Genomic DNA, 24,946 nt, shown 5'->3' with positions numbered 1-24,946 from the left:
AAGGTAGGTAGTTTTTTCTACGCATAGCTAAAGCTTTTTGGAACCACCTGCATAGCAGGTGGTTTTCGTTAGACAAATAAAAAACTCTTCCTTTTCTGGAAGAGTTTTTTACAGATAGCGCTCAGATCAAAAATATTAAAACTATCGTACCTTTCTCAATCCGGCTTAGTGATCTTATTCGCAAAATTCTGCCCAGTTGGCAGGATAGGTTGCATAAAACACCTTGCAAAAGGTTGGAGAAGAAAAGACAACTTCACTTCCCTTCGGAATATAAATCACATCTCCTGCGACAGCTCGGAACACTTGGCCCTCAACCTCTAGTACAAAATCCCCTTCTATGATGTAATCGACTTCGTCATAGTTTAAAAACCAGGGTAATCTGGAGTGGTCAAACGTCATAAAGCCCGAAGCCATGTTTCCAACTCGTGCATCAATTACATCAACCAGTCCAACCTTTTGTCCCGGAGGAGCTTCTAAAAAGGGTTGGATTACCACATCTTTGCCCATCACATGCGTCGCTTTGGGGTTCTCACAGGCCGGTTTTAAGACTTCACTCAGAATTTTCTGCACGGTTTTTTTAAGGTCAGCGTCTTTGGTTTCTGCTCCTATAACTCCAGCTGTCACCTGTCGTTCGTTTTGGTGATTCACAGGTTGCCCCGTCGACTGACCCATTACGCTCTGTCCGATGATTTCTTGTCGTCCTTTGGTAATCGTTATCCCCAATTCTTTGGCTAAATCTTTGGCGGAGGGGGTTAGTACACTATCTTCTTCTAATAATATATCCTTATCCATTTTGGCCATTTCTCGCAATACATTCGCTGAAATAAAACGTCCCATAGATACACCTCCCTTTTTCGATGTTCACTCTTCGTGGTTCGATGCCATATTCAAGTCTTCGTTGTTAGTATTCTTAGTTTTCCCTTGGTGCCTCGATTATAATAAACTCTCAATAAGTTGCTTCGCAGGACGTGGGATAACGACTTGGCGTATGAGGAGTCCTTTGGCGCTGGCTAGGGCACTTCCTTCTTCAACTGCTGCTTTCACGGAGGCGACTTCTCCCGTGAGAATCGTGTAACTCTTTCCGCCGATCCCAAAGGCTAGATGAAGGAGCAGTGGTTCCACGTCGCCCGCTTTTACTGCCGCGTCCGCTGCCTCAATCAAGGAGGCAACGCTATAGGTTTCTATAATCCCCAGGGCCTTTATATCCTTGAGCGTACTCACGCCACTGATCGCTGGTAAAATGGAGGGATGGACATTGGGGATGATAAACGAATCCACTACGGTCTCAGCGCCTAGTTCAATTCCGGCGTTCACCGATTGCTGAATTGACGACACCTCTCCACTCACTAAGACAATGTATTTCCCAGGACACGTGGTTTTCGCCACTAAGATCTTCACGTCCGCTGATTTGGCCATGATGTCGGCGCATTCGATGCCTTGGGCTATGCTTGTAAATTCGACGAGCCCTATTGCGTGGATCACTTTGCACCACCCCCTCTCCCTATCGTTATTGTTTGGGGCGTAACCTTCATTACTGTTCCGTCAATGCTTGCATGGACACGAGCACCCAAGGCTCCTTCCGGTATTTCTCCCACGATTTGTCCGTGACGAACGACATCTCCAACCTTGACTTTCGTCTCGGCGGGTGCTCCGATATGCTGTTGCAGCTTTAGGGTGACCTCGTCTGGAATATAACTCTCGAGAGATAGGGGGGCTTCGCTGTACAACGAACGTAAGTTTAGACGATCCATTAAGCGGGTTGTCGGTATTAAACGATGTTTGGCCATCGGGTCAACGTTGCCGAGTTCTCCTTGGTATTTTAGCCCTTTGGCTCGTAGCTCTGCCTTTAAGGCTTGGTTCACTCGGAGTGGGGATATTCCCACCGGACACGCATAGGCTTCACACACGCCACACTCTGAACAGGTCAGGGCACTTGTCAGCATGGAGGCTTTTCCAAGGTTTTTATAGTTCACCGCTCGGATGAGAAGGTGCGGCGATAATTCGTGCCCGATCATGTGTCTGGGACAAAGTTCAGTGCAGAAGCAACATTGTTCACACACTGTTTTGGCGATGCGCAAAATAGTTTCTAGACTTTTGCCTTTTCGTTCGATCAGAAGGTGATCCTTGGGTAAGGCAATGAGTCCTCCTGTGGTCTTAGTCACGGGATCGCTTAGATCCGTGATCACGCTCCCCATCATCGGACCTCCATTGATATACACTAGGTCTTCTGAACGTCCTCCACCAGCAAGGTCTAGGACTTCCCGCAGGGAGGTTCCGATTGGAACTGTGACCGTGCTGGGCTTCTTCACGGCGCCTGTGACGGTTAGAGTACGCGTTGTGACCGGTTCACCGTCGTAGGCTTTGGCTACATTGATGAGAGTTTGTACGTTATTGACAACCACACCGATATTGAGCGGGATTCCCCCTGGAGGAACGCGCCGTCCTGTGGTTAACCAGATGGTGATGACTTCATCTCCTGCAGGATAAATATCGGGCATAATCGAGATCTGCTGGTGTTCTCTTAAGTAGGGCTCTAAGGCCGTGATGGCTTCCTTATACTTGGCTTTCAACGCGATGATCCCCTGTTTGGCACCCGTTGCTTCCATTGCGAGACTTAAGCCTTTGATCAGTTGTTCTGGATAGAGTGCTACCAGTTGTTGGTCTGTTTTCAGTAAGGGCTCGCATTCTGCTCCGTTGACGATCACGATTTCGGCTTGCGCCGCGAACTTGACATGCGTCGGAAATCCTGCTCCGCCTGCTCCAACGACACCAGCATTCCGTACGAGGGTGCTGATTTGCTCTGCACTTATTTCATGAATTAGTTCATGGTTCTCATTTACGTCGTTCATTTTTCACCCACTTTAGCTTACGCTTCAAAGGTTTCTTTATCGATGATACCCACGATGGTGGCATCGACGGGTATGCTATGGTCAGCCAGTCCTTGTCGGGCCGAAGAGCCGCTAGCGATCATCACGATTTCGTCTTCTCCTGCTCCGATTTGATCTGCTGCAACGAGTGAATTCCCAAATTCCGTGAGTTTCGCTGAGCCGTCTTCAGCATAGGAGAGGGTAACTGGCTGGACGACTAAAAACTTTAGTCCACGTAGGGATTCTTCCTTTCGCGTGGACCATACATTGCCTATGACGCGGGCTAAAATCATCGTCTTCCTTCCTCCTTCTCCTGCCGCAATTCGATTCGGCGACTCTTCATGGTGTCTCGGGCTAGCGGGGAGATGACCGTCCCTCGTTTCACTAGGACAATAGATCCTTCTGGAATTCCGTAGACTTGTTTGTCTCCTAAGAACTTCTTATCGAATCGGATCTCTTCCCGATTCGGCGCACTCTGCTCGGTGGAGGGTTTTCTCTGTTCATTAATCGCTAATCTCTGGTCAAAAAGGCTTGCTTGATTGGACTGTCTGGCGTGTGTAACGGTTGGGTAAAGCGATGATTGCACTGTCCCTTTGTCGGTAATCAGGCTATCTCCAACCGAACTTGTTCTGCCCTTATCTTTATTCAAGGTGCTGGTACACCCTTCTCCTAGGGTTGTACTCACCACGACTCCGTAGGCTTGGACCGTTTGAAGATACCCTTCATAGAGTGCACGGTAGGCTTTTGGGGTTTGGGCGGTGAATCCGAGATACTCTGTCACCAGTAAGATGGATGTACCTTGGGTGATCCCGCGCCCAATAGTCTCACTGATCGGATTATCCCTTATGCCTAAAGCGGCTTTAGCTAGGGTATTCGGGGAACAGGCTGGTAGGATGATTTTTTGCCAATTCGATTTGCTTAAAGCGTCTTGGGGAGTTATCCAGCTCATCCCCTCTGGAAGCTTTGGTTTGGACATATTGGTCTGATCACTTGGTAAAATACTTAGGGTATAGTCCGATCCAAATTGTTGCTGTGTGGCAGTCAAAACTCGTTCAAAATCCGGAACGTAGTTTAGTAAGACTAAAGCGTCTGGTTTAACCGCTTTAAGTTCTGCACTGTTTCCATCCTTGTTTCCGTGCAGCAGCGCTTGAAACGCGGGTTCAGATAGGATTCGACTTACGATTTGGTTGATGAGTTCTTCATTCATCCTTCATACCCCCATGAGCACACCATGGGTTTGTCCGTCGATGAGAGCCGCGTTGGCTTCATCCAAATCCAGGTGCATCTCTTTATGGTAATGCTCATTGACTCGAATTAACACATCTTCCAAGATCATCGGGCGTTTGCTTTGGATTTGAACGCGTACTCTGTCCCCATCGTTTACAGTCCACTCTGCTGCTTCTTGGAGGTTTAGATGTATATGACGACTGGCCACCATCACGCCCGATTCCAACGTTACTCTACCCTGTGGCCCGACTATTTCCAGGCCAGGTGTTCCGTCATGTTGCCCTGAATCTCGAATGACGGGTTTGATCCCCAGTTTGTAACAATCCGTTGCGCTTATTTCTGCCTGGGTACTTTTTCTCATAGGTCCCAAGATACGTACCTTCTCTAGTGACCCTTTCGGGCCGACTAAAGTGACAGTTTCTTGCGCTGCAAATTGACCTGGTTGGGAAAGCTCTTTTTGGACGGTCAAGACGTAGTTTTCGCCGAATAAGGCAAATAAGTCGTCTTCGGAAAGATGAATATGCCGGTTTGAAATGCCTATGGAAATTCGTTTCTCTGGTTTCTTCTCATCGTTTTTCCGCCCCCGAACTTCACAGGCGAGAATATAAAACGCACTGGATAGTCGGTTTAAGGCCTGTATCAAGTCCGTCCGGGTGCATTCTCCCGACTCGTTAGTAAACGCTCGGTTCGCATAGAGTTCGACTTCACGGGACTTTGCTCTCAGATGTTGTAGTTTAGCAACGACCAGTCCGTGGGTATAGCTTAAGGGCGTATGCTCAACCCCAAAGTATTTTTTAGGATGATGCGATCGTTCACGTAGTTCCTCTGGGGTGTGTCCGATGAGAATCTCCCATTGAAATGGAGTCTCTTTCACTTCATGGACCATCAACTCTCTGGCGAAGGTGGCGATCTCTTCTAACCTTGCAACTAATCCCTCTTCGCCCTCTTGTATAAAGAGTACTTGGGCTTCGACGAGTTCACACTGAAACAGATCGAGTTGTCCTCGGTAAGCAATCACCGGGTGTGTTTTTGTGACTAAGGCGCCTTGATGCAGATGGGTCATATGTTCGGGTTTAACCCCTAAAGGGCTTACCGACCCACGGTCTTGTACCCCTACCTTTGATGCATTCTCTCCTGGGACGTTCTGGCGTACTGGTTTTTCAAATGGTTTAGGCCTTATAACGGTTTGCTGGGAATTGGAAAACGTGGTCTTGTTTATGTCTAAAATCCCGTTTCCTTCGATTTGAACATCGATTCCCTTGGATCGTATAAAGTCTCTCGCCGAAGGGGTGATCACGCTTCCTGGTGGTAACGTGATGACTTTCTCCTTCGTTTTATGCCAATTGGCTCGCAATTCATACTCTGTGACGATCAAGTCCTCACCCCATTACAGAAGTCGGAGATCAGATGCCAGAGGTCAGAGAATTTCTTTAGGTCTTCTGACACCGAACATCAACTATCGACTATCTAAGTTTGCTTATTTATCGCCGTAGCTTTTATTATCGCCTGTTGGCAAAATGTACTCGACGTCCTGATGTGGGCGTGGTATCACGTGTACACTGAGTAACTCGCCCACTCGCTGGGCTGCTGCTGCTCCTGCGTCTACGGCCGCTTTCACTGCCCCGACATCTCCACGGACCATTACTGAGACTAATCCTCCAGAAACATGTTCTTTTCCACAAAGCGTTACATTGGCCGCTTTTAACATTTGATCCGCTGCTTCGATCGCTGGGATTAATCCTTTGGTTTCTATCATTCCAAGCGCTATTACACTTCGATCTTGTGCCATGATTTGTTCCCTCCTCATTCGTAGTTCGTGGTTCGTGGTTCGCAAATTGTGTATTGCTCTTCAGTGCTTGAACTTGATCATTGCTGATTCACAATTCATCATCAAGTTGGAGTCGTATTTAAAATGGGTTAAAAGTTGTCAAAAGGAGCATCGCACTTAACACGTTAGTACTCACTTACTTTTTAAGTGTTTCATAACTTGACTGACGATCTCTTGAACCAACTGGATATCAATTGGCTGGTTTTGGTTTTGGCTCTGGTTCTGAGCCCTTTCGCCCGTTCCCATATCTTTTATGGCTTCTACGGGTTTGCGCTCGGGGATTCCCAGATGCCACGCGACTCGTTTGATGTTGATCAAGTGCAGGGGGGTGACGTTTTCGGAGACACTCGAGCCTGCCCAGGTTCCACACCCTAAGGTGAACGAGGGGGCCAAGCCTGTGGTCGCTCCCACGCCTCCCATGGCTGCTGGGGTATTAACCAGGATTCGATTGACTGGTTTTTTAAGCGCAAATTCTCGGATGATCTCTTGATTATTGCTGTGGATTACCAAGCTATGGCCAATCCCACCTGCCTCTAAGAGCTCAAGGCAACGCTCACATCCCGCCTGCCAGTCCGCTGCTCGGTAAAACCCTAGTACGGTTGTCAGCTTCTCATATGACATGGGCCATTTTATACCGACGCCTGCTAACGGGGCTATTAGACATCTAGTTTTTTCTGGGATGCTGATTCCGGCCAGTTGAGCTATGAACTTAGGGTCTTTCCCCACGACTTTGGGGTTGACTCCTCCGTTTCCTAGCATCACCACTGACGACACTTTTTGCACTTCTTCGGGATCGAGGAAGTGGGCACCCTGACGCTTGAGCTGGCTTATTAGTTCATCGGCTATGCATTCTTCCGCTACAATCGCTTGTTCTGAGGCACAAATCGTCCCATTGTCAAAGCTCTTGCCCATTACGATGTATTCTGCTGCCTTGGCTAGATCCGCACTCCGTTCCACAAAGGCGGGCACATTTCCAGGTCCTACGCCGAGGGCTGGTTTTCCGCTGCTATAGGCTGCTTTCACGAGCGCGCTTCCGCCGGTGGCTAGGATCATCGCGACACTTGGATGTTTCATCAGTTCGGTGGTCGCTCCCATGGAAACATTTAGGATACACCCTATGACTCCTTCGGGGGCTCCTGCTGCGACCGCTGCTTGATTCATGATTTTCGCCGCTTCATTCGTACAGCGCACCGCGGTTGGGTGCGGGGAAAACACGATCGCATTACGGGATTTCAGGGCGATCATGGCTTTATAGATCACCGTTGACGTCGGGTTCGTGGTCGGGATGATTCCGGCGATCACACCCACGGGCTCGGCTATTTCCCAGATCTTTTGCTCGTGATCTTCTCGGATGATTCCCACAGTTTTCATAGGCATTATAAAGTCATACACTGTTCGGGATGCAAAATAGTTTTTAAAGCATTTGTCGGCATAATTTCCCATTCCAGTTTCCGAAACGGCCATCATGGCTAATCTCGCTGCATTCGCTTCTCCTGCCTCGCGCATCATGTCTATTATGTGATCGACTTGTTCCTGCGTGAAGTTTCTGAGGGCTTCTTGGGCTTTGCGGGCAGCTTTCACTAAATTTCTGGCTTCTTGTAAAGAACATAAATCCCGGTCAAGTTCCATTACAAAGCTCCACCTCCCCTTCTTCTAGAATTTAAGACCATTTTCCACCACATCGATTACCGCGCGTTGGAAGGCCTCACACGCTGATTTACACGCGCTTTGTGAGCCGGTTAATAACCCGCCCCCAAAGTTAGTTTCTGTTGGTGGTCCGTAAAACGCTTTCATGGTGACTTCCGCTGCTTTTAGGGCGGCATCGAGTCCGTACATGGCCTCGATTGGAGGGGCTATTAAATAGGCGAGGGGTTGCCCTTCTTCTATTCCCGCTATTTTAGAGAGGTAACTTCCCGTTCGTGAAATCGTGTGTGGGAACCAGGCTGTTTTTCCTCCATCACACGTGTAGAAAAAGCACTCGCTTTCTAAGTGCTCGATGCAGGCGTCTACGCCTGCTCGTACTTCAGCGGGATTCGGGCCGGCAAAGATTCCGATGATTTCCCCGGATAATGGGCCTGAGGCTCTTGCTGCTCCGCAATAAAAACTTTTCGCATACACAACTTCTACTTCGGCCTTTTTGGTGGCTTCATCTAATGCTACGTAGGTGGAATCGTCTATGTCCGCTGTGATCATTCCTATGGATCTCTGATTTCCCGTCAATCCCAATTTCTCGGCTAAATCCGGAGCAACATTGGGTATTAATCTGACGGCTAAAACCTTGGCTCTAATGGGCTCGATCATGGTAACCCTCCTTATGACGCCGGTCGCTTATCGCTACTTCCGACCCCTTATTTCGTGTTCTCTACGTTTTTTGTTTTCGGCTTTTCTTCAACGTACACTGGGAGCTTTGGCAAGATTTCTTCTAGTTCTGGATGGGGGCGCGGTATTACGTGACAGCTGACGAGTTCTCCCACTCGTTCTGCTGCTGCTGCTCCTGCATCTACGGCTGCTTTCACCGCTCCTACGTCTCCTCGTACCATCACTGTGACTAAGGCTCCCCCTACTTTTACCTTACCGATCAAGGTCACATTCGCCGCTTTGACCATCGCATCGGCGGCCTCGATTGCTCCTACTATTCCTCGGGTTTCTACCATTCCTAGCGCAACCATATCATCTCTTATTGCCATTTTCGTTAGTCTCCTTTCATTAAACCAAAATATCGCTTGGAATACATCGTTGCTACTCAGCGATTTAATTTAGCAATCGCTCTAGTTTTAAACTATAACTGATAAGCAGTTGTGTCAACTGCTGTATTCCCACATTTAATAGGTTAATACAATTTTTTCTAGGACGCCTAATTATGCATTATTACGCGATAGCTGTTGTGGCTGTTTAGCAGATGATTGATAAAAAGGAAGCCACTTCGAGGACGTCAATAAGGGCCTTAGTATCCACAAGCCGCCTTTGACTCCTCTTTCACTAAGCCTTTATCCTTAGAACTAATGCAAGAATCATGCCATTATACAAGTATCTTATTAAACCAATGACATCAATAAAGCAGGTCAAAACGAGATTGTTTCATTAAGTCGTTTATGACTTCAACGAACCATATTTCACTCAGTTATCCTAACAGTTTACTTTTTGACTTAATTTGTTCTTGAGACTCTTCCTTCTCCATGCGGGATTGTCGCCCCGTACTCAGCTACGGCGGGGGTAACCCCACCGTAGCTGTGCTGGTTCCTTTTAGGATAGCGGCTTCGGCGATATTAGTCCTCCGCCGTTAGGTATTCTTTTCGGGATAGCGGCTTCGGCGATAGTCTCTACCGGAGACTATTTCACCGAAGTCCGATGTTCCACTTTAGTTGAACGAGTTCACTTTGCCTGAATATCATTTTGTGAATCGGCAAGTTTATCTTCAACCTCCAGTTTAATCGCTTCGGGCACTGCGAGCCAGATGGCGAGTCCGACGGCAATCAATCCGGCGCTGAGTTTGCCTATCATTACCGGCAGAATCATCGTCGGCTGGAAGTTTGCCGTAAAGGCCAAGTGATCCCCAAATAGGAAAGCGGAGCAAACAGCAAAAGCAATACATTTCACCTTATCAGCAGCCGGCATATCTTTAATGATCCTGAATAAGGCTAAAATGTTGGCGGCGGCGGCAAGTATCCCAGCACTACCAATAGAACTAAAACCGAATTTGCTGCCAATCGCTTCCAAAGGTTTAGCTAGATACTTCTTAATCAGGTAAACCATAGGAAATGCTCCAGCTAACATAATCCCAATATAGCCCGAAATTTCTAAAGCACGGAATTGATCTTCCGCATCAGCGATAATCGGGTTGAACCCCCAGCCGCCTAAAACGGTAGAGAAGACGCCTGTAAAATATTCAACGATGGAAAAGACGAGAACCAGTTTAATCCCAGTGTCCATCGTTTTACCGAAGAACATAAACCCTTTGATCATCTTCTCTGGAATTAATTTTAATCCGATAGCAATAGCCCCGCAAATAACGATCAACGGAACCAGATTAGAAAAAATCGTACCGAAACTCAAAGCAAGCTGATAAGTGGATTCGCCATCTGTGGTGATGATATCGCGAACTTTGGCATTGCTTAGAGCCAGAATAGTACTGGTGATAAATACACCGATGGGCACTGTGAGAATCCCGGACATAATTCCAAGGGCCATATATTTATGATCTTTCTTCTCCAACATAGCCAATCCAACAGGAATACTAAAAACGATGGTCGCTCCTGCCATGTAGCCGGTGGTCATCGCCATAATCCAGCTTTCACGGGTAGCCGCCAAGGCATCTGCCAACTGATAGCCACCCATGTCAACGGCAATAAAGGTCGTAGCAGCGATGGCCGGGTCTGCGCCGATGGCAGCAAAAATAGGTCCAAACACAGTTTTTACAAAAAGGGCCAGGTAGGGAGTGGCCGCCATAATGCCAGCAACTGGAACAAAAATAGGTCCAATAGAATATAAACCTTCCAGAAATTCTTTTCCCAGAGCTGATTCTTCTTTAAGAATCGACGCTAACGCTCCTGCCACTGCGCAGGCCATGATAATGTAAAGAATATAATTGCCAATCTGTGCCATAATAATCCTCCTCATTTTTTTGTTTTTCTGTCTCTAAGCCCCTACTCACCTCCTTAGTTTAATACCCAGAATTGGGCCGTTCTCCCCACCTGATATGATTAGGAATACGAATCTTTATAGCTCCTTAAATAGAATCTTCCTGCAACCTTGGACAGCCTGATAAACAACACCTTAAAACAGCAAATCCTGCAAATAAAAAATCCTCATAATCCGGTCAAGTATTGACCGGATTATGAGGATTTCAGCACCCTCGTCAGAAACGACATTGTTCCTGATAACTATACAATTTTTTGCCCTAATATTCGCTAAGTAGAATTTGAATTGTAGATATACTCTAAATAATTTAATATGATGCGACTATAGCACGTTTTTTCACAAATGTCAAACCAACACAGGAACATGTGGCATATCCTCCGTCCCTCTAAATCATCGGATCCTAAACATAGTCAAAATCGTCTCTACCGTTGTCAGTAAAGCCTTAATTCATTTCTGAACATTAATATATATGCTTATGATAAGCTGAGAATAATTGCTTTTGCGACCTCTTTCATTGATTTACTTTTCTCCATACTTATTTGTCTAATTTTATTAAATGCTTTTTCCTCACTCAACAGATATTTCTTCTCTAAGATCCCTTTAGCTCTCTCAATCAATTTTCGGGTTTCTAAGGCATCCTGAAGGCTTAAATTCTCATTTCTTAAGACATTAAATTCTTCAGCCCTTTTTAACGCGATTTTACAAGCGGCAATTAAACTGTTTTTTGTGACAGGTTTAACCAAATAAGCCAACACTCCAGCTGCCCCGGCCTGGTTAATAAATTCATCACTACTGTAGGCTGTTAGAAGTAGCACCGGGGCTATTCGCTCCTGACTAAGTATTTTAGCAGCATCTATTCCGTTCATAATTGGCATCTTGATATCTAAAATCACCAAGTCTGGCTTAAGGACTTTGGCTAAGTTAACTGCACTCACTCCATCCTCACATTCTCCTATCACCATAAACCCTTCTTCAGTGAGTATTTCTTTTATATCTAATAATGTAATAGGCTCATCATCTGCCAGTATGATCCTCAATTGTTTCATCTCTCATCCTCCTCATGGTACGGACTAGGAAACCTCAGGCAAGCTTTAGTTCCGTAACGATAGCTTTCTAAAGAGAACCGCCCCTTCAACTTGCGCTGAATAATGCTATCAACTATCTGCGTACCTAACTGCCCTCCATTTTGAGCTTTAGCGGATATTCCAATCCCATTATCTTCAACGGTTATGAAAACCTCATCCTGTTCTCTTCCCACTGCCACTCGGATGCTACCTTCAGAACGAGCGATAAAGGCATGTTCAACTGCATTTTGAATCAATTCTGTGATACAAAGAGAAACATTGCTGGCTACTGTAGCGGGAAGGAAGACTTCGGTCCCGGATATTTCACCTGTAATATTTTGACTTGGATCCACCATATTGGAGAGAATCGTTTGTAAAATATTATAGCTAGTTTGCTTAATATTGACTACTTCAAAATTTTGTTTGGAAAGAGCTTCATGGATCAGAGCAATGCTCAAAATTCGATTAATACTTCGGTTCAGGATTTTTTCCACAACTTTTGAGTTCGTTCTTCTCATTTGTAAACGCAGCAAACTGATAATGGTCTGAAGATTATTCTTTACACGATGATGAATTTCTTTAATTACAGTATGTTTTTCCATGAGTTCTTTTTCTATTCTCTTTACAGAACTTATGTCTGAAAGAACTACCAGTGCCCCCACGAACTTATCCCCAGCAAAAAGAGGATTTACAATTAAAATAATATCAAATTGTTGAATTGATAGGTTAAGGGCCAGAAAAGCTGGTTGAGTAATGTATTTAGCAATGTCCTCCCTACTAAAACCCAGTGCCCTACCAAGTTCGCTAAACGAGAGATCTTGAAAACCCAGCCTAAATAAGATGCTGTCGGCTGTATAATTCGTACACTCTATCTCTGCTTGAAGGTTTATGATCAAAAATCCATCGGGAAGCAGATCATTCGTTGGAGAATAAGCATTAGACCTCCCTGTATAAAGTAGCTTCAAATCTTCAAAGTAATTCTCAGAAAGTGTTTTTTTAGCTTCAACTGCTACAATTCCTACCTTATTATTAATTCCTAGGTAAATTGGAATCGTTTTTTTGTCTTCTTCACTCCACTCATTATCCCTAACTATTACTTCAGGCAATCTATTATCATTCGACGCTAAAATAACGTCCTGTTTCTCTTTACTGAAAATAGAAAGTTCCGTACGACCATACAGATAAGGCCCAAGTAATTTTACGTGTTCGGTTATTTTTTCCAGAGCAATAATTTGATCAAAGTTAAACTCGTTATGAATTAAGCATTTCTCTTTAATATGAATTTGCCGCTCACACCTTTCATCTGCCAACGATGGCGGTCAATGTCACAAAGTTTCGCTCTGCTTATTGATACGCAAGGCGTTTAACTTCGACCTACTTTCCATTTTGTTAAATTTGAAGTTGAGTCATGATATACCAGCTTGACCAAAGTTAAAACCATGGAAGTCTACCCGCTTTCCCGAAAAAGAAAAGAATAATAAATCCCACAATAAAAAGAGCCCAGAGAAAACTAATTAAACGGATACTCCCCCCCAATTTACCTAGATAAAAAGAACCGTAGTTTTCTTTAATTTTCCGATGGCCCCAAATTGCCGTCCCAAGTGTTATAACATAAGACGAATAAATGCCCATGGTGCTGAGTGACGCTATAAAATATAAGTTCCTGGTCAAAAGGATTAAAATAAACGTTAATGTCGCGGCTAAAAATACACTATAAATAGGGGTATCATATCTAGACGAAACACGCCGCCAAGTTTTTGATAAAGGTAATCCTTGATCCCGAGAAAAGGAGTAAAGAATTCGAATTAGTACTGTCTGGGAAGATAGCCCGGCTGCGAACTGAGCCATTAAGATAAAACTCATAATAAATTCAAACATGGTGTGCCCTATTGCTTGTTGGATGACATAAAGTGAAAACGGCATATTGTTGTCAATTGGCTGCTTTAAATCTGGTAAAGCCAAATTCAGACTAACCAACAGGATCACACCAAGCAATGCTGACATCACTACCGCATAAAACATTCCCCAGGGTACAACCTTAGAGGGGTTAATACTTTCTTCTGAAACACTTGCTGAAGCATCAAATGCCATAAGAGTCCAAGCTGACATGAGCAGTGGCTGGGCAAAGTTAGCAACTATACTACCATTTAAACTATGCTTGATGGAAAAAACGCTCCTGAGAGAATTCCTTTGTCCAAAAATCAGCAATAAACTAACTAAGATTACAACCCCCATAATATGAACATTGACACTGAAATCATTGAACCATGCTACAATACGAATGCCATAAATGTTTATCGAACTGTGCAGTAAAATGATGATTCCAGTCATCCCCAGTATCATCCAAGGAGTCTTATCTAAGCCTAGATAAAACGCTAGAAATGTCCCCATTCCAAATTCGATACCAGCCGTACAGGCAATCCATCCTATTATTGAAAAATAGCCACAAACCCACCCAATACTTTGGTTATTACTAAGCCGTTCTGTCCATTTATACACTCCTCCGGCCAATGGATAAATCGATGCGATTTCACCGAGGGCCAGCGCTAATATAATCTGAAAGACGCAGACCATGACCCACACCCAGATATTCCAATTCCCTGCTGGTCCTTGCCCATCGCTATAAAGAAACAATAAACCGCTTAAAATTGAGATTACCGAAAAAGTGATCGAAAAATTAGAAAATCCTCCAATAGTTCGGTAAAGTTCCTGTGCATATCCTAACCGATTTAAATCGCAGATATCCTTTTCAATTTGACTCTTAAATCGATTCTTCGCGACCATTTTATGACTCCTCAAATGCCAAGATAAATTCGTCTGTCTAAGAAAAACGTATCCGGTTTCTTCTTATTTTAGATGCGGCGGCTGCTTCTTCAGGTGCCTCTTGCCGAATATTTTTAACACCGAATATAAAATAATAAAGACTAATTATGCTCGGAATTAGAACCATGATCCTCCAGTTCTCAAGTAAATATCGATGAGCAAAACCAAATAAAATGCCTGTTAATATGACGACAGTCAAGTATAACAGGAAAGAATCGTAAACCCGTCGATATGGATAAAAAAGCTCTGGCTCCGAATTACGGATTCTGATGAATGAAATTATTATTAGTAAATGAACTATAACGGCTGAATAGAATGCTCCCACTATTAGTAATTTAATCGAGAACAGGTAGGATAGCCCTAAACTAATTGCCGCAGGCACAAGAATTGCAAAAGGATAGGTCTTTCTCCTTGGATGGAGTTTACTTAAAAAAGATGGAAAATATCCGCCCCTGGACAGCGCATAGACTTGTCTTGAATAACCGTTAATAAACCCTTGAAGTGCAGCTATAAAGCCGACTGAGCTCATGACAGTGAACGTGCTTATCAGTACTTTATCTTGACTTTGAACGTGTACTAAGGTGAATAGCAATGGAAATTCGCTTGCTTTTAAAAGCTGCCAATTAACCGAACCCACAGTAAAATAGCCAATACTAAAACTAATGACCACTGCAGTAAAAAATCCAAGGAATAGCCCATTAGGCATACTCCGACCGGGGAACCTGACTTCCTCGGCAGTCATTGTAATATTTTCCAAGCCCATGAAAAATAATGAGATAAATGGAAGTGCATTTAGGATTCCTCGCCAATCAAAAAGAGTAGGAGCCGCTATTAAAAGATTAGCACTTTGTACTGTTTCAAAAGTCCCCAGTAAGAAAATAGCAAGTACGCCTAGCGCGCAGCAAGTAAAACAGTAATGAACAAAGGTCATAACAATGGAACTAAATAGTTGCAAATTAACTAAGAGTACTATAAAAATGCTTAAATAAAACAAGGTGGAATACTCAGTATTTATAAAGGCTAGATAGTTCCTAAAGGCTGCTAAAACAACCGCTGTACCACCAATAAATTCAAAACAAGTTAGAACCCCAGCCCAATATGCTCCGAACGAACCTAAGCCTTGTCGAACGTAGGCATAGGGCCCACCAATGTAAGGATAAAGTACGGATAATTTAGCAGAAATTAAGAAAAATACACAATAATAAAAAGATAGAATAATTAAGGCTACAAACATACCCAGCGGCCCTACTTCACCTACTCCAAAATTCCAGCCAATAAGTGGACCGGCCATTATGGTTCCAACACCCAGAACCCATAAAGATTTTGTATCTAAATTTTTCTTCATATATTGGTTCTGTAAAAAGTCCTCAGCTATCCTGTTAGTAATCAATATGTCCTGTGCATCAGATATCATATCATTCGAGAAAACAAGTGATTCTTTGTCCTGGAGCATTTTGGCCAGACCTCCACCACTATATCTAACATCTTGTGTCTATTTAATGTTGCCATAGGCAAAGTCCAGTGTCAATGGTGAACGACAAACCTATCACCTTATCTCCCCATATCTAAATTTCTCTGATTACAAACAGTATAATCCTATATCTTATATCTTAAGGACGACAAGCAATCACAATTTACTACAAATATTTTGCAAATGCGCAAAATATAGAAGGAGATTTAAGCGTTAAGACGAAAATACTTATAGTAAAACATTTGATCGATATCTTCACATGGCTTAGAATATAGGGTGAACATGCAAGCACCATATGAAATGCCACGTGAAAGTAGGGGGTATTAAAAATATGGATATAGGAAATTCAGATCTTGATTTAGAGACCCTGAAAAAAATTCTTGACAATTCCCATGATGAAATCTATGTCACCAATGCCATGGGAATCGTCATTTATGTGAATAATGTCTGTGAAAAGCATTACGGTGTGAAAGCGTCCGAAATCATTGGCAAAAAATCTAGGGAAATATCAGAAAAGAAATATTGGGGTCCGCGGATCAGTCCCATTGCTATCGACAAGAAAATGAGCATTACCCTCGAACAAAAAACATGTACAGGAAAAACTCTCCTAACCACGGCAACCCCAGTTTTCGACTCAGAGGGTAATATAGAACTAATTATCGAGAATTCCAGAGATGTTACTGAGTCTGAAGGCATAAAACATGAATTAGATAAGAGTATACAGTTATTAAAACGCTACCAAATGGAGGTAGAAGTCCTCCGTAAAAAAGAAACAAACATCCCCGGATTTATCTGTAAAAGTCCAAAAATGGAATCCCTCTTGAAGCTCGTTGGACGCATTGCTCCCGTCGATTCAACCGTTCTCCTTCTGGGTGAATCTGGTTCTGGAAAAGGGCATATGGCCAAATACATTCACAATAACAGTCCCCACAGAGACGGTCCATTTATTACGGTTAACTGTGCTTCCATTCCTTCCGAACTGATGGAAGCCGAGATGTTTGGCTACTCAAAAGGGGCTTTTACTGGGGCCAATGTCAAAGGTAACATTGGTTTGATCGAGTTAGCTAAAGACGGTACCCTTTTCTTAGATGAAATCGGGGAACTTTCTTTGCGGATGCAAGCGAAGCTTTTGCAAGTTCTCCATGAAAATCAGTACTTTAAAGTGGGAGGTCGCGAAATCCAGCAAGTCCATTGCCGAATCATTGCTGCAACAAACCGTGACTTACAAAGCATGATCAAGAAAGGTGATTTTAGGGAAGATCTATATTATCGATTAAATATTTTTGAACTTTTGCTCCCGCCGTTAAGAGAAAGAAAAGAGGAAATCATCCCTCTAACTCAATATATCTTGGCGAAGTTCAATAAGAAATATAAATCAGAGCACGATTTGAGCCCTAGGTGCTATGAACTCTTTATGCAATATCCTTGGCCTGGGAATGTTCGAGAGCTGGAAAATATTATCGAACGCTTAACCGTTGTGACTCAGGCATCGATTATTGATGAATGTGACCTACCTAAATCATTTAATCAGGCAGATAGGCCAGCTTCCTCTACTATTCCAACAATTACTGCTACTCGTTCCCTGTCCCTTGATGATGCCATGTGTGATGTAGAAAAAAATCTGATATTAAATGCCTACAAAGAGTTAGGTAGCTCCTATGAAGTCGCCAAATTCCTAGATATCAGCCAGAGTAAAGCTAGCCGTTTAATACGAAAATATTTTCCAGCCGCAGAACATGACCTGAAACTGACGGATTAATTTTATATAGAACTCTATTCTGTCTGACACCCCTTATTTAACCAAAAAAAGCAATATAACTTAAACCAATAGCACAACCTAAGCCAATTATATTCTCTATCAAGTAGAGTATGTTAAGATTTCCAGAGAACTCTGGTTTAGTCTTCTTTTTCATCTGTAAGGTTATTAACATTGCACCCATATTTAGCACAAATAAAGGTATAAGCACAAATCTTGAAAAATCAGCTGCCAGCATTTCAAAACTCCTTTCAAATAGAGCATAAAAATAACCTATAAAAATTATATCGATATATTAAACAGATTACAACTTCCAATTCTTTATTGTAAAAATGGCTAAGGAAATAATCCTTAGCCATTTTTGTAACCATTGAACTCTTAACCCTTCACTAACTTTAAACGTTCATCCCTGAGAAGAACTCTTCATTGTTATCAATAGGGGTATCTGAGACAGCAGCAAGCTGTTCTTTGGACGGAGGTGGGGACGCATACGTACCAATGAGTACACCGGCAACCCCGCAGAACAAACCGACGACACAGTAACCCAAGTATGAGTTAGCCATGGCTCCTGCACCGAAAACCCAGTCCCAAATCGGCGTGTAATAAACAGATTTCCAGACCTTGTATTCCAAGATAAAGAAGGTGAAAGTTCCGATAGTACCGAATAATCCACCGAGCATAACACCCAATAGGGTTGCGCGCTTCCACCATAGAACATAAATCATCACGGAGATTCCAGCTGTAAGTAACCCTGACGATAAGAAGTAAGCGTCATTCAGAGTTGCTCCCATGACTGGGCTGTTATAGAGAATGGCTAGAAGAATGTTAACTACGATCATGAACACGGTAACTAGTCGTGAATATTTGACAATCTTAGCATCAGACCAGTTCCTTTTCTTATAGATCAAAGGTTGCAAAACATCGTACGACAAGTTCATAGCAGTGATATTACTGTAATTAGCTACCGTAGACATCGTGTGAGCTGACAATAAGAAAATCAGGAGTCCTTTGAGTAATGGAGGCATATAGGAATTAATGTAAGTTGAAATTAGATTATATCCGCCTTTATCTCCCAGAGCAGAGGCAGCAGATAATACACCGTCTTTCATCTCAGGCGGGAATACAACGAGGCCCATAATACCAATAATTGAGGCAGGCAAAACGATAATAACGGTATTGAAGCAGATACTATAAAATCCGCCGAGACGAGCTTCGCGTGTGCTTCTAGCGGCTTGTGCTTTTAACCAGAAGTCTTCAGCCCCTGCCCACCCTGGCACTAGTCCGAGCATAACGATCAAAGGGAAGGATAATGAGACATAGGCAAAAAAGCTGGTTGAGTCCTTAGCTGCATCCACCGGATAGGCAAGACTGTTGATTATTGGCTGAGCGTGCAGCATACCCCAAACTGTTGTACCTTGAGCTACTGCGATGCCATGCGCAGTCATGAAAATGGCAATAGTCGTTACAACCAATATTATTGTGCCCATAAAGAATTGTACTATGTTAGCATTAATTACTGACCGGAAACCACCCATCCACATATACATGGCAATAGGTATTGCATAAATAATAATCATTGCCTCAATCGATATGTGAAGCGCTGGTGCCATGATCAACGATGCTGCATAAAGTTCAGCAGCTGACCAGATAGTATAAGAAAAAATATTGATAGGAGCCGACAAAATCCTCGCTGGTAATCCAAAACGTTTTTCCAGCATCTGGCACTGTGATATGGCCTTAATCCTTCTGAGTGGACGAGCCATTAAGAATTGCCAGATATTCGAGAAAAACCAGGGTATTGCCACGACCCATAAACCGGATACACCCAGATCATAGGTGGCCCATGTCATCCAGGTAATCATCCCAATTAACATCCACCCAGATGCTACGGACATACCTACCATATAAGCCGGTTGACTGCGACCTGTAATCCAATAATCATTATGTTCCTCTTCAGCATTACCAATAGATTTTTGCTTTTTATAGGCATTCACACCTACACCAATAAGGAAAGCAATATATGCAAAAAAAACTAACCAGTACCATAATGGACTAACATCAGCACTTCCCATTCATTGTCACTCCTTCGTAATTAACTTTGGCAAGTATTACAATGACTGATTTAAGGAATAGAACTACGTTTTACATTTTTCTATGAGAAGCAATCTCCCCCTTTCCTACAGTTTTCCGTTTGACTCGCGATTTTCAGAATTTTCATACCTAAAGTGATATGCAAAAACCTTGCCAATAAAATATTATCTCAATAGTATGAGTAAATCCCTATCGGCAAGGTTTCTGTATCCCTCGGAAGTTGTCACAAGTCAGAATCGACTCGCCTATGAGTCAAATTCAATATTAAATAAGTTCTATAAAACTTCATTATTAAAGAATCAAACTAATCCTGAAAATAAGGGACCGGCAATGCAACCGGCCCCTTAACCCTTGCAATGAACCCTGATGAATTAAAATTTAGGTTTTCTCGGTCTTCTTCGGGCTTCTTTTTCCTTCGCCTTGATTTCTGTCGTTTCTGCTTCCGCTTCTAAAACAATATCTTTTAACTGGCGTTGGATATCTTCGGAAAGTGGGTTCTGATTCTCGTAATTCTCTAGAATATCAATAGATTTTGCATAGGAAGTTTCGACAATATCCTTACTGCCAGCCGTTTCCCAGTTCTCTCTATTCTGTCGATTTAGTAACTCAGTTTTACTAAGCTCTTTGTAATGCGCGTAAGTATGATCACAGCTAATGAATTCCCCGCCGATGCCTACCGAACGGACAACTTCTAAAGCCATTTTCTCATCACTTATCGGAATACCTTTAATAGTATGCAGGATCATTCGAGCCATTTCATTCTGCATAGCCATCTGAGCATAGTCCCAAGTCAGGCCACCTTCGAGCATCCCCAAACCATATATCATGTTAGCGCCTGCTAACGCTGGTAATAAGGCGGTCAGGGTAAACTCATGTGCCGCTTGAGCATCCGGTACTTTGCTATCTGTCTATCCACCGGCCACCCAGACGGGTATATTGTAAAATTGAGAAAGTTTAGCACACGCTGCACTGAAGAGTGCAAGTTCCGGAGTTCCCACACAAGCAACAGTTGTTCTCAAGTCCATCATGGTCGTGGAAGTTCCATAGACCATCGGATACCCTCTCTTTTCCAACTGTCCTAAAACAAACATACTCAAGATCTCGGCATTATGAGTAACGAGTGTACTAGCGAGGTGAACACAGGTCGTCCCCCCAGCTAGTCCCATGGAGTTAATCTTAGCCGGAACGCCCAAGCGAATAGCTTGGAGTAGGGTATCCGTCGCGCCCTTAGCATGGACGAGCGGAGCAACTGGGTCTGTACTTTGTGAGAATAGCGGTCTTTCCCGAAACTTATCTTCGCCACCGGAAACAACATAGCCCATTTTTGCAACAGCACGCATATTCTCTGGACGATTCATGCCAATATAGGCATGCTTTGTCGAAAAGTTATAAAACGATTCGGCAATATGAACTTGAGAAACATCCGGATCGACTTCAGAGGGCCCTAGAGCCCTTTCATAGACGACAATTTGATCCATTGCTTCACAGAATCGAGTCACATCATCGACGTCTTTTTTGAATGGTTTACGAAGTTGGCGGGTATAAGGGTCAATCATGCGTATGGCTTCCCCAAAGTTCACGAACCCAGTACGATTGCCTTCATTAAGCCAGTCATTCTCGCGCTTTCTCCCACACGCCCTAAACGTCTTAGGGATCGAGCGAATCGCATCTTCTACAAGAAACGCAGGTATCTTTACGATATTGGTTTCCCGGTTGACAGTACATCCAGCACTATAGAATATTTCTCGTGCTTCTTCACTTTCCACCCTTACCCCAATGTCCCATAAAAGGTCCAACGTCGCTAGATGGACATCATACAGTTCATCGTTAGTAAACATATTCAGTCCGATGCCATCCATACGGGTGGAACCAGCGTGTATTCCTCTGACGGTCAAATTGATCACCTCCATATATTTTCACCAAGCGTCTACATTAATTGTAAGATTAGGCTGGATTTACTAAAGACATCACCTCCTTAAAATTTGGCTATATAATAATAGGAAGCAATTATTATTCTTTGTCCGCTAAAAGCTTCTTACATAGCTCTACCGCTGAACCAGCGTCTGGAGCATAACCGTCCGCTCCAATAGTGTCAGCATATTCCCTAGAAACCGGCGCTCCCCCAATAATCACCTTTACTTTGTCTCTTAGCTCTTCTTCTTCTAACAACTCAATGATGTCTTGCATTGCCGGCATGGTCGTGGTCAATAATGCAGACAAGGCTAAAATATCCGGTTCATGCTCAATAATCGCATCAATAAAGTCTTCTGCTGAGACATCTACTCCCATATTGATCACTTCAAGCCCGCCACTTTCGATCAGCATGCCGACAAGGTTCTTACCGATGTCGTGAAGGTCCCCTTTTACCGTTCCAAGAAGAATTTTCCCTTTGCTCTTTTGGTCAGCCTCGGCAATTAACGGTCTAACAATCTCAAGTCCACCACTCATGCTCTTGGCAGCCATGAGCACTTCTGGTACATACATATCCCCAGCCTTGAAGCGAACCCCCACTACATTCATTCCTGCAATTAATCCCTCGTTCACAATCTCCAATGGGCTATTCCCTGCTGCGATAAGACTCGTGACCTGATCCTTAACCTGATCCCTCTGGCCCTCAATAACACTTTGTGCAAGATCCGCATAACTAGCCATTACAAATTTCCTCCTCTTTTGTCACTAATATAAACCTTGATTTACCAACTTAGCTGGGCTTTCTTAACCTGAGTAAAGGTCTATATAATAAAGCTTGCCGTTCCACAAGATGGAGAAAACAAGCATTATCTCCAATTAATTTTCTAAAGGCGGGAGCCGTAGTCTTGATTAACATAAGTAGATGAATATTTTTTCAATTTCCAATCTGGAATTTTACACGTGGTACAGGCATGAAAAAACAATTTATTTCTAAGGCAACGTGCCGCTCGACTATGCTTGGAATTAAATATTTCGAAGGTTTCGTTGCAATGCGTAATAATCTCAGCTTTATTCCCTCTAATCGTCATACTTTTAATGCCATGCAGAGTCCCCGTTCTAGAGGGCCATAACTTAATCTTTTCAACTAACTTAAAAAAATCTACATTCTTACGGTAATAACGCTTCTTTTTTGAGGGATCGACTGTCATCTATTTCAACTCCAATCTAGAGTTCACAAAACATCAAACATCATTGTCGCAACTCCAATTTGTAACGGGTCATGAAGCAATCGGCTTGACAGTTGTGCTACTCCTAAGGCCTCTATCCCTAGTGGAATACCTGGAGCCGCAATCATGGTATGCTCCGAGATATGCCGCAACATAATAAATTCTTCAGCTGGGCAGGCATCCACCAAAATGCGATGTCCTCCTAAAGCACCTTCTAAGTCTGTTTCTATTTCTACAACATAACCCTGTTTTATCAACTCTCCAGATAACCGTTGGCTAGCCGACAAATCTGTATCGTAGATTGAAACCTCTGCCCCTATGCGCTTGAGGGCTAAAGCTGCCCCTGTGCCCACAGGACCTGCCCCGATCACCAACACCTTTTCACCCTCTAAGCCGTCGCACATATGCACCAAACCAGCCACGTATCCCTTACCAGTAGCCTCTCCATTGTCAGATACCTTACCGGTCTTCACATTTATGGCCACAAAGCGATCATCATCTGCCATGAACAAAATATCTGAGCCATTTTGCACGGCTTCCGCCACACCACCTGCATCTCGACTTTTTGTAATTACGGCATTAAATCCCAAATAGCTTATGATGCTGGCTACCGACTCCACAAAGCCTTCTATAACACCTTGACCACAGGTCATCGGAATCACGGCAACGTTCAGTTTCTGAACGTAGTCTTCGTTAGAGCCCTTAGCTACTGCATGGGCGGCGAGCTCTCGTAACGAACACCCAGTCATTCTTACCAATTGAGAGTTATAATCTTCTAACGAAGTGGCGATCTTAACAACGTCATCTTTTTTAAGTCGAGTCAAATTGATCAACTCCCTGAAGCTATTTTAATAAACCCATCGCTGTCCTTCATCACCGGATACCGATCATAGTAATGTTTAATTCCGAATTCCTTCTGGATTTCTTGAAGAACAATTTCACGTTTATCCCATGCCGCTTGGCAGTCTTCCCCAGTGATGATCAAAGTGGCTACCCACTCAATTTTACCGGGAGAATAGCTGGAAATTGCTTCATCAGCCCCAAAGAAATCTGGATAGAGGTGAAGTGGACCGACGTCAGCCATAATGTGTTCACCCATAATTTCTAGGTAATCATCCATAACGTGGATGTGTTCATAAATCACACCCCGCTTTTCTGAAACTTCAAATGACTGCCAGGGCTTCCCTTGCACAAACGCCTCTCCGAGAATCTCTAACATATTAATTCCAGTCGAATGATAAACTGCGATCGGTGTTTGACTAGGAAGTCTAGCATCAATTTCTAAAACTTTTAACTTTCCCTGATGAAGTATCGTCTCAATGTCCATAATCCCATTCAGCTTTAAGCTTCGGGCTAACTCTAGACCAACCTGTTCGAATTCTTCATTGAGTTCTTCTGACAAACCAGCTGAACCTAAGACGCGTTTACAATCATAGCTTTCATCCATATGAAGCTCTGTAATTTTCAACACTTTATAAACTTCCGCGAAACCAATAACTTCTAATGAATAGGAGGGGCCTTCTAGATACTCCTCAATAACCCAGTCCGTTAAATTATTTTTAGCAAATAAACGTTGTAATTCCATTGCTCCTTCAATCTTGATTACCCCTTCACTTCCACTTGCCTCGGAAGGTTTTACAATAATAGGAAATCCGCATTCAGGCCACGGGATTGGTGCAGGAACCCCGGTTTCAGCAAACATAAGATTGGATTTAATCTTCGACGAGGAAATCTCGTAGGCATCCCCATCAAATAACAACGGGACCCCAGAATAATTCGCTGTCCGTACGAGGCAGTCTAAGGCTTCCTGATTCTCCAGAGCGGGGATAACCAAATCAATTTCTCGCAAAAATGGAATCCACTCTACGACTTTTGTGACATCGATCGAGTAAAACTGGTCACAGAGCTCTGCTGCAGGCACCTCAGATTCTTTATCGACTAGGACAACCTCCCAGCCAGCTTTCTTCGCCAGATAGACCGCTTCCATCCCTTGAAGTTTTCCACCTACAATCGCTACCCGCATACCAGCGCTCCTTCCTAGAGT

At 43.6% G+C, this 24,946-nt stretch carries 22 protein-coding genes and 1 pseudogene; 1 reads left to right on the top strand and 22 read right to left on the bottom strand.

Annotated features, from left to right (window positions below; translation table 11 throughout):
- Positions 1-174 precede the first annotated feature (174 nt).
- The 15 genes from E4K67_RS27520 to E4K67_RS27450 all read right to left on the bottom strand — a co-directional run bounded on the left by E4K67_RS27520 (position 175) and on the right by E4K67_RS27450 (position 15,900).
- Positions 175-837, bottom strand: coding sequence for a cupin domain-containing protein (locus E4K67_RS27520; RefSeq protein WP_135552649.1), 663 nt, complete (start codon positions 835-837; stop codon positions 175-177).
- A 96-nt stretch (positions 838-933) separates the two neighbouring features.
- Complete coding sequence (locus E4K67_RS27515; protein WP_135552647.1) at positions 934-1,482, bottom strand: BMC domain-containing protein; 549 nt, start codon at positions 1,480-1,482, stop codon at positions 934-936.
- Positions 1,479-2,849, bottom strand: a complete 1,371-nt coding sequence (locus tag E4K67_RS27510; RefSeq protein ID WP_135552646.1) for a 4Fe-4S dicluster domain-containing protein — start codon at positions 2,847-2,849, stop codon at positions 1,479-1,481. Before E4K67_RS27510 ends, E4K67_RS27515 begins: the two co-directional genes overlap by 4 nt.
- Positions 2,850-2,866: 17 nt before the next feature.
- Positions 2,867-3,160, bottom strand: coding sequence for a EutN/CcmL family microcompartment protein (locus tag E4K67_RS27505; protein WP_135552644.1), 294 nt, complete (start codon positions 3,158-3,160; stop codon positions 2,867-2,869).
- The gene (locus tag E4K67_RS27500; RefSeq protein ID WP_135552643.1) at positions 3,157-4,074 is read right to left on the bottom strand and encodes a flavoprotein; all 918 of its coding nucleotides are present in this window, start codon (positions 4,072-4,074) and stop codon (positions 3,157-3,159) included. Before E4K67_RS27500 ends, E4K67_RS27505 begins: the two co-directional genes overlap by 4 nt.
- A 3-nt stretch (positions 4,075-4,077) precedes the next feature.
- The gene (gene pduL / locus E4K67_RS27495) at positions 4,078-5,469 is read right to left on the bottom strand and encodes a phosphate propanoyltransferase (RefSeq protein WP_199242669.1); all 1,392 of its coding nucleotides are present in this window, start codon (positions 5,467-5,469) and stop codon (positions 4,078-4,080) included.
- 102 nt (positions 5,470-5,571) lie between these two features.
- Positions 5,572-5,883, bottom strand: coding sequence for a BMC domain-containing protein (locus E4K67_RS27490; protein ID WP_135552641.1), 312 nt, complete (start codon positions 5,881-5,883; stop codon positions 5,572-5,574).
- A 171-nt stretch (positions 5,884-6,054) separates the two neighbouring features.
- Entirely contained in the window at positions 6,055-7,551 is a 1,497-nt protein-coding gene (locus E4K67_RS27485) for an acetaldehyde dehydrogenase (acetylating) (protein WP_135552639.1), read from the bottom strand.
- Positions 7,552-7,575: 24 nt separating this feature from the next.
- A complete protein-coding gene (gene eutL, locus E4K67_RS27480) occupies positions 7,576-8,223 on the bottom strand; it encodes an ethanolamine utilization microcompartment protein EutL (RefSeq protein ID WP_135552637.1) in 648 nt (215 codons plus the stop codon).
- A 47-nt stretch (positions 8,224-8,270) separates the two neighbouring features.
- Entirely contained in the window at positions 8,271-8,591 is a 321-nt protein-coding gene (locus tag E4K67_RS27475; protein ID WP_243454661.1) for a BMC domain-containing protein, read from the bottom strand.
- Between the two features lie 703 nt (positions 8,592-9,294).
- Complete coding sequence (gene eutH / locus E4K67_RS27470) at positions 9,295-10,539, bottom strand: ethanolamine utilization protein EutH (protein WP_243454660.1); 1,245 nt, start codon at positions 10,537-10,539, stop codon at positions 9,295-9,297.
- A gap of 494 nt (positions 10,540-11,033) precedes the next feature.
- On the bottom strand, positions 11,034-11,606 hold the full coding sequence (locus E4K67_RS27465; protein WP_135552635.1) for an ANTAR domain-containing response regulator: 573 nt from the start codon (positions 11,604-11,606) through the stop codon (positions 11,034-11,036).
- Positions 11,603-12,934, bottom strand: a complete 1,332-nt coding sequence (locus E4K67_RS27460; RefSeq protein ID WP_135552633.1) for a sensor histidine kinase — start codon at positions 12,932-12,934, stop codon at positions 11,603-11,605. The genes E4K67_RS27465 and E4K67_RS27460 overlap by 4 nt, the downstream gene beginning before the upstream one ends.
- 121 nt (positions 12,935-13,055) lie before the next feature.
- Positions 13,056-14,408, bottom strand: coding sequence for an amino acid permease (locus E4K67_RS27455; protein ID WP_135552631.1), 1,353 nt, complete (start codon positions 14,406-14,408; stop codon positions 13,056-13,058).
- 37 nt (positions 14,409-14,445) lie between these two features.
- Entirely contained in the window at positions 14,446-15,900 is a 1,455-nt protein-coding gene (locus E4K67_RS27450) for an APC family permease (protein ID WP_135552629.1), read from the bottom strand.
- Between the two features lie 349 nt (positions 15,901-16,249).
- On the opposite strand from E4K67_RS27450, the gene E4K67_RS27445 reads away from it, so the two are divergent.
- Complete coding sequence (locus tag E4K67_RS27445; RefSeq protein WP_135552627.1) at positions 16,250-17,677, top strand: sigma-54 interaction domain-containing protein; 1,428 nt, start codon at positions 16,250-16,252, stop codon at positions 17,675-17,677.
- Between the two features lie 37 nt (positions 17,678-17,714).
- Here the strand turns inward: E4K67_RS27445 and E4K67_RS27440 are convergent, their stop codons facing one another.
- The 7 genes and pseudogenes from E4K67_RS27440 to pylC all read right to left on the bottom strand — a co-directional run bounded on the left by E4K67_RS27440 (position 17,715) and on the right by pylC (position 24,925).
- Positions 17,715-17,912 (bottom strand): hypothetical protein, encoded by a 198-nt coding sequence (locus E4K67_RS27440; RefSeq protein ID WP_135552625.1) that lies wholly within the window; start codon positions 17,910-17,912, stop codon positions 17,715-17,717.
- Between the two features lie 157 nt (positions 17,913-18,069).
- Complete coding sequence (locus tag E4K67_RS27435; RefSeq protein ID WP_135552623.1) at positions 18,070-19,746, bottom strand: sodium:solute symporter family protein; 1,677 nt, start codon at positions 19,744-19,746, stop codon at positions 18,070-18,072.
- A gap of 390 nt (positions 19,747-20,136) precedes the next feature.
- Positions 20,137-21,603, bottom strand: a pseudogene (mttB, locus tag E4K67_RS30935) ([trimethylamine--corrinoid protein] Co-methyltransferase).
- A gap of 172 nt (positions 21,604-21,775) precedes the next feature.
- Positions 21,776-22,417: a cobalamin B12-binding domain-containing protein gene (locus E4K67_RS27420; RefSeq protein WP_135552618.1), complete on the bottom strand. Its 642-nt coding sequence runs from the start codon at positions 22,415-22,417 to the stop codon at positions 21,776-21,778.
- 143 nt (positions 22,418-22,560) lie between these two features.
- Positions 22,561-22,884, bottom strand: a complete 324-nt coding sequence (gene pylSn, locus E4K67_RS27415; protein WP_135552616.1) for a pyrrolysine--tRNA(Pyl) ligase small subunit — start codon at positions 22,882-22,884, stop codon at positions 22,561-22,563.
- 23 nt (positions 22,885-22,907) lie between these two features.
- Positions 22,908-23,726 (bottom strand): 3-methylornithyl-N6-L-lysine dehydrogenase PylD, encoded by an 819-nt coding sequence (gene pylD, locus E4K67_RS27410; protein WP_135552614.1) that lies wholly within the window; start codon positions 23,724-23,726, stop codon positions 22,908-22,910.
- Between the two features lie 5 nt (positions 23,727-23,731).
- Positions 23,732-24,925 carry a 3-methylornithine--L-lysine ligase PylC gene (pylC, locus tag E4K67_RS27405; RefSeq protein WP_135552612.1) on the bottom strand — a complete coding sequence of 398 codons (1,194 nt, stop codon included), beginning with the start codon at positions 24,923-24,925 and terminating at the stop codon, positions 23,732-23,734.
- Positions 24,926-24,946 lie beyond the last annotated feature (21 nt).

Origin of the sequence: Desulfosporosinus fructosivorans, from assembly GCF_004766045.1 — a bacterium.
GTDB lineage: Bacteria > Bacillota > Desulfitobacteriia > Desulfitobacteriales > Desulfitobacteriaceae > Desulfosporosinus > Desulfosporosinus fructosivorans.
The sequence above is the reverse complement of the archived record's forward strand: the minus strand, read 5'-3'. Positions and strand labels throughout refer to the sequence as shown.

Excerpts from the sequence above, each read along its gene's own strand:
- E4K67_RS27435 (WP_135552623.1), bottom strand. The coding sequence starts at position 19,746 with ATGGGAAGTGCTGATGTTAGTCCATTATGGTACTGGTTAGTTTTTTTT.
- E4K67_RS27485 (WP_135552639.1), bottom strand. The coding sequence starts at position 7,551 with ATGGAACTTGACCGGGATTTATGTTCTTTACAAGAAGCCAGAAATTTA.
- E4K67_RS27420 (WP_135552618.1), bottom strand. The coding sequence starts at position 22,417 with ATGGCTAGTTATGCGGATCTTGCACAAAGTGTTATTGAGGGCCAGAGG.
- E4K67_RS27475 (WP_243454661.1), bottom strand. The coding sequence starts at position 8,591 with ATGGTTGCGCTAGGAATGGTAGAAACCCGAGGAATAGTAGGAGCAATC.
- E4K67_RS27510 (WP_135552646.1), bottom strand. The coding sequence starts at position 2,849 with ATGAACGACGTAAATGAGAACCATGAACTAATTCATGAAATAAGTGCA.
- E4K67_RS27500 (WP_135552643.1), bottom strand. The coding sequence starts at position 4,074 with ATGAATGAAGAACTCATCAACCAAATCGTAAGTCGAATCCTATCTGAA.
- E4K67_RS27505 (WP_135552644.1), bottom strand. The coding sequence starts at position 3,160 with ATGATTTTAGCCCGCGTCATAGGCAATGTATGGTCCACGCGAAAGGAA.
- eutH (WP_243454660.1), bottom strand. The coding sequence starts at position 10,539 with ATGAGGAGGATTATTATGGCACAGATTGGCAATTATATTCTTTACATT.
- E4K67_RS27445 (WP_135552627.1), top strand. The coding sequence starts at position 16,250 with ATGGATATAGGAAATTCAGATCTTGATTTAGAGACCCTGAAAAAAATT.
- E4K67_RS27440 (WP_135552625.1), bottom strand. The coding sequence starts at position 17,912 with ATGCTGGCAGCTGATTTTTCAAGATTTGTGCTTATACCTTTATTTGTG.
- E4K67_RS27450 (WP_135552629.1), bottom strand. The coding sequence starts at position 15,900 with ATGCTCCAGGACAAAGAATCACTTGTTTTCTCGAATGATATGATATCT.
- eutL (WP_135552637.1), bottom strand. The coding sequence starts at position 8,223 with ATGATCGAGCCCATTAGAGCCAAGGTTTTAGCCGTCAGATTAATACCC.
- pylSn (WP_135552616.1), bottom strand. The coding sequence starts at position 22,884 with ATGACAGTCGATCCCTCAAAAAAGAAGCGTTATTACCGTAAGAATGTA.
- E4K67_RS27520 (WP_135552649.1), bottom strand. The coding sequence starts at position 837 with ATGGGACGTTTTATTTCAGCGAATGTATTGCGAGAAATGGCCAAAATG.
- E4K67_RS27490 (WP_135552641.1), bottom strand. The coding sequence starts at position 5,883 with ATGGCACAAGATCGAAGTGTAATAGCGCTTGGAATGATAGAAACCAAA.
- E4K67_RS27465 (WP_135552635.1), bottom strand. The coding sequence starts at position 11,606 with ATGAAACAATTGAGGATCATACTGGCAGATGATGAGCCTATTACATTA.
- E4K67_RS27455 (WP_135552631.1), bottom strand. The coding sequence starts at position 14,408 with ATGGTCGCGAAGAATCGATTTAAGAGTCAAATTGAAAAGGATATCTGC.
- pylC (WP_135552612.1), bottom strand. The coding sequence starts at position 24,925 with ATGCGGGTAGCGATTGTAGGTGGAAAACTTCAAGGGATGGAAGCGGTC.